Source organism: Nocardia xishanensis NBRC 101358 (assembly GCF_001613365.1).
Classification (GTDB): domain Bacteria; phylum Actinomycetota; class Actinomycetes; order Mycobacteriales; family Mycobacteriaceae; genus Nocardia; species Nocardia xishanensis.
In genome coordinates, this window is sequence record NZ_BDCF01000101.1 from 1 (window position 1) to 5,415 (window position 5,415).

Genomic DNA, 5,415 nt, shown 5'->3' on the forward strand with positions numbered 1-5,415 from the left:
GTGTGCGTGTGTTCTTTGAGAACTCAATAGTGTGTCGATGAATGTCAGTGCCAAATTTTGAAATTTGGTTCCGGCTCTTCCACTCCCCGTGTGGAGGGTCGGACATTTAAGTCAGCTAATTTCCGGCTGGCGATGGTTTTGCTAGGTTTTCGGACTCTAGTTTAGATATTTCTGATTCACCTTCGGGTGTTTCGAGAGTCTTCAACGGAGAGTTTGATCCTGGCTCAGGACGAACGCTGGCGGCGTGCTTAACACATGCAAGTCGAGCGGTAAGGCCCTTCGGGGTACACGAGCGGCGAACGGGTGAGTAACACGTGGGTGATCTGCCTCGCACTTCGGGATAAGCCTGGGAAACTGGGTCTAATACCGGATATGACCTGGAACTGCATGGTTTCGGGTGGAAAGATTTATCGGTGCGAGATGGGCCCGCGGCCTATCAGCTTGTTGGTGGGGTAATGGCCTACCAAGGCGACGACGGGTAGCCGGCCTGAGAGGGCGACCGGCCACACTGGGACTGAGACACGGCCCAGACTCCTACGGGAGGCAGCAGTGGGGAATATTGCACAATGGGCGAAAGCCTGATGCAGCGACGCCGCGTGAGGGATGACGGCCTTCGGGTTGTAAACCTCTTTCGACAGGGACGAAGCGCAAGTGACGGTACCTGTAGAAGAAGCACCGGCCAACTACGTGCCAGCAGCCGCGGTAATACGTAGGGTGCGAGCGTTGTCCGGAATTACTGGGCGTAAAGAGCTTGTAGGCGGTCTGTCACGTCTTCTGTGAAAACTCACAGCTCAACTGTGAGCTTGCAGGCGATACGGGCAGACTAGAGTACTTCAGGGGAGACTGGAATTCCTGGTGTAGCGGTGAAATGCGCAGATATCAGGAGGAACACCGGTGGCGAAGGCGGGTCTCTGGGAAGTAACTGACGCTGAGAAGCGAAAGCGTGGGTAGCGAACAGGATTAGATACCCTGGTAGTCCACGCCGTAAACGGTGGGTACTAGGTGTGGGTTTCCTTCCACGGGATCCGTGCCGTAGCTAACGCATTAAGTACCCCGCCTGGGGAGTACGGCCGCAAGGCTAAAACTCAAAGGAATTGACGGGGGCCCGCACAAGCGGCGGAGCATGTGGATTAATTCGATGCAACGCGAAGAACCTTACCTGGGTTTGACATACACCGGAAACCTGCAGAGATGTAGGCCCCCTTGTGGTCGGTGTACAGGTGGTGCATGGCTGTCGTCAGCTCGTGTCGTGAGATGTTGGGTTAAGTCCCGCAACGAGCGCAACCCTTATCTTATGTTGCCAGCGCGTAATGGCGGGGACTCGTGAGAGACTGCCGGGGTCAACTCGGAGGAAGGTGGGGACGACGTCAAGTCATCATGCCCCTTATGTCCAGGGCTTCACACATGCTACAATGGCCGGTACAGAGGGCTGCGATACCGTGAGGTGGAGCGAATCCCTTAAAGCCGGTCTCAGTTCGGATCGGGGTCTGCAACTCGACCCCGTGAAGTTGGAGTCGCTAGTAATCGCAGATCAGCAACGCTGCGGTGAATACGTTCCCGGGCCTTGTACACACCGCCCGTCACGTCATGAAAGTCGGTAACACCCGAAGCCGGTGGCCTAACCCCTTGTGGGAGGGAGCCGTCGAAGGTGGGATTGGCGATTGGGACGAAGTCGTAACAAGGTAGCCGTACCGGAAGGTGCGGCTGGATCACCTCCTTTCTAAGGAGCACTTCTGCACAGCGCCTCGAACAGTCGAGCGTGGTTGTGCCAGAGACCGTTTAGTCCCCGACTGTGGGACTGCGGACGCTCATGGGTGGAACGCTGGCAACCTCTCTGCATGAATGTTTGGCCCCATGTGGCTGGACGGTGGAGATATATCGACACACTGTTGGGTCCTGAAAGAACAGACGTTCTTTCCAGGCAAAAAGACGATCCGCTCGGATCTTCGGTTAGTACCGCAGGGTTTTGCTCTGGCTGGCTTCGAGATCAGATTTCGAGTGGGTGTGTTGTTTGAGAACTGCACAGTGGACGCGAGCATCTTTGTTTGTAAGTGTTTAAGAGCGTACGGTGGATGCCTTGGCACCAGGAGCCGATGAAGGACGTAGGAGGCTGCGATAAGCCTCGGGGAGCTGTCAACCGAGCTGAGATCCGAGGATTTCCGAATGGGGAAACCCAGCACGAGTGATGTCGTGTTACCCGCATCTGAATATATAGGGTGTGTGGAGGGAACGTGGGGAAGTGAAACATCTCAGTACCCACAGGAAGAGAAAACAATAGTGATTCCGTGAGTAGTGGCGAGCGAAAGCGGATGAGGCTAAACCATGGGCGTGTGATAGCCGGCAGGCGTTGCGTTCGTGGGGTTGTGGGGCTCATTTTCTTGTCACTGCCGTGGCGAGCAACAGTCAGAAAAGTGTGGGTTAGCTGAATTGGTCTGGGACGGCCAACCGTAGACGGTGAGAGTCCGGTAAGCGAAAATTCATGCTCTGTTGTAGTGAGTTCCCGAGTAGCAGCGGGCCCGTGAAATCTGCTGTGAATCTGCCGGGACCACCCGGTAAGCCTGAATACTCCCTGGTGACCGATAGCGGACTAGTACCGTGAGGGAAAGGTGAAAAGTACCCCGGGAGGGGAGTGAAATAGTACCTGAAACCGTGCGCTTACAATCCGTCAGGGCCTGCGAACACTTGAGTGTGTTGTGGGTGATGGCGTGCCTTTTGAAGAATGAGCCTGCGAGTTAGTGGCATGTGGCGAGGTTAACCCGTGTGGGGTAGCCGTAGCGAAAGCGAGTCCGAATAGGGCGTTGTCAGTCGCATGTTCTAGACCCGAAGCGGAGTGATCTACCCATGGCCAGGGTGAAGCGACGGTAAGACGTCGTGGAGGCCCGAACCCACTTAGGTTGAAAACTGAGGGGATGAGCTGTGGGTAGGGGTGAAAGGCCAATCAAACTCCGTGATAGCTGGTTCTCCCCGAAATGCATTTAGGTGCAGCGTCACGTGTTTCACGCCGGAGGTAGAGCTACTGGATGGCCTAGGGGGCCCACAAGCTTACCGAAGTCAGCCAAACTCCGAATGCCGGTGTGTGAGAGCGTGGCAGTGAGACTGCGGGGGATAAGCTTCGTAGTCGAGAGGGAAACAGCCCAGATCGCCGGCTAAGGCCCCTAAGCGTGTACTAAGTGGAAAAGGATGTGGGGTCGCGAAGACAACCAGGAGGTTGGCTTAGAAGCAGCCACCCTTGAAAGAGTGCGTAATAGCTCACTGGTCAAGTGATCCTGCGCCGACAATGTAGCGGGGCTCAAGTACACCGCCGAAGCCGCGGCAGTCGCACAATACATCCGCCATCTTCTACGGAGGGTGGTGCAGTGGTGTGGCTGGGTAGGGGAGCGTCCTGTAGCCAGGGAAGCAGCAGTGTGAACTAGTTGTGGAGGCTGCGGGAGTGAGAATGCAGGCATGAGTAGCGAAAGACGAGTGAGAAACTCGTCCGCCGAATGACCAAGGGTTCCTGGGCCAGGTTAATCCGCCCAGGGTGAGTCGGGACCTAAGGCGAGGCCGACAGGCGTAGTCGATGGACAACGGGTTGATATTCCCGTACCCGTGTATCCGCGCCCAATGGCGAGGCAGTTGTGCTAACCATCCAAAACCGGATCGATTCCCTTCGGGGAACGTGATGGGGCTGCATGGGACCCTGGCTGTAGTAGTCAAGCGATGGGGTGACGCAGGAAGGTAGCTGGGCCAGTCAGTGGTTGTACTGGTGTAAGCCTGTAGGGAGCGACATAGGCAAATCCGTGTTGCACATATCCTGAGAGGTGATGCGTAGCCGATTGAGGCGAATTCAGTGATCCTATGCTGCCGAGAAAAGCCTCTAGTGAGTTGGTACACGGCCCGTACCCCAAACCGACACAGGTGGTCAGGTAGAGAATACCGAGGCGATCGAGAGAACTGTGGTTAAGGAACTCGGCAAAATGCCCCCGTAACTTCGGGAGAAGGGGGACCAACGCTGGTGACCGGGCTTGCCCCGTGAGCTGGTGGTGGTCGCAGAGACCAGAGAGAAGCGACTGTTTACTAAAAACACAGGTCCGTGCGAAGTCGTAAGACGATGTATACGGACTGACGCCTGCCCGGTGCCGGAAGGTTAAGAGGACCGGTTAGCGCTTCGGCGCGAAGCTGAGAATTTAAGCCCCGGTAAACGGCGGTGGTAACTATAACCATCCTAAGGTAGCGAAATTCCTTGTCGGGTAAGTTCCGACCTGCACGAATGGCGTAACGACTTCTCTGCTGTCTCAACCACAGACTCGGCGAAATTGCATTACGAGTAAAGATGCTCGTTACGCGCGGCAGGACGAAAAGACCCCGGGACCTTCACTATAGCTTGGTATTGGTGTTCGGTACGGTTTGTGTAGGATAGGTGGGAGACTGTGAAGCGGGCACGCCAGTGTTCGTGGAGTCGTCGTTGAAATACCACTCTGATCGTATTGGACCTCTAACCTCGGACCATGATCTGGTTCAGGGACAGTGCCTGGTGGGTAGTTTAACTGGGGCGGTTGCCTCCCAAAATGTAACGGAGGCGCCCAAAGGTTCCCTCAGCCTGGTTGGCAATCAGGTGTCGAGTGCAAGTGCACAAGGGAGCTTGACTGTGAGACAGACATGTCGAGCAGGGACGAAAGTCGGGACTAGTGATCCGGCACCGGCAAGTGGAAGCGGTGTCGCTCAACGGATAAAAGGTACCCCGGGGATAACAGGCTGATCTTCCCCAAGAGTCCATATCGACGGGATGGTTTGGCACCTCGATGTCGGCTCGTCGCATCCTGGGGCTGGAGTAGGTCCCAAGGGTTGGGCTGTTCGCCCATTAAAGCGGCACGCGAGCTGGGTTTAGAACGTCGTGAGACAGTTCGGTCTCTATCCGCCGCGCGCGTCAGAAACTTGAGGAAGGCTGTCCCTAGTACGAGAGGACCGGGACGGACGAACCTCTGGTGTGCCAGTTGTCCTGCCAAGGGCACCGCTGGTTAGCTACGTTCGGAAGGGATAACCGCTGAAAGCATCTAAGCGGGAAGCCTGTTCCAAGATGAGGTTTCTCACCCCCTCGAGGGGGTAAGGCCCCCCACAGACCATGGGGTTGATAGGCCAGAACTGGAAGCACGGTAACGTGTGGAGGTGACTGGTACTAATCGGCCGAGGACTTACCAACGAAGAAGCTACGCGTCCACTGTGCGGTATCTGAAACAACACACAGACACTGCAGCCGCAACAACCCCGACCAAGGGTGGTGTGTGCGCTGTTTGTGGATAGTTTCATAGAGTTACGGCGGCTATAGCGGTGGGGAAACGCCCGGTCCCATTCCGAACCCGGAAGCTAAGGCCACCTGCGCCGATGGTACTGCACTCGACAGGGTGTGGGAGAGTAGGACACCGCCGGAACATCCTT

The 5,415-nt window shown here is 56.2% G+C and carries 3 rRNA genes; all 3 read left to right on the forward strand.

Annotation, left to right across the window (positions count from 1 at the left end):
* The first annotated feature begins 201 nt into the window (after window positions 1-201).
* The 3 genes from NX1_RS34630 to rrf all read left to right on the forward strand — a co-directional run bounded on the left by NX1_RS34630 (window position 202) and on the right by rrf (window position 5,408).
* Window positions 202-1,720, forward strand: a 16S ribosomal RNA gene (locus NX1_RS34630).
* A gap of 325 nt (window positions 1,721-2,045) precedes the next feature.
* Window positions 2,046-5,179, forward strand: a 23S ribosomal RNA gene (locus tag NX1_RS34635).
* A 112-nt stretch (window positions 5,180-5,291) separates the two neighbouring features.
* Window positions 5,292-5,408 (forward strand): 5S ribosomal RNA (rrf, locus tag NX1_RS34640).
* The 16S, 23S and 5S rRNA genes sit together here, the layout of an rRNA operon.
* The last annotated feature ends 7 nt before the right edge of the window (window positions 5,409-5,415 follow it).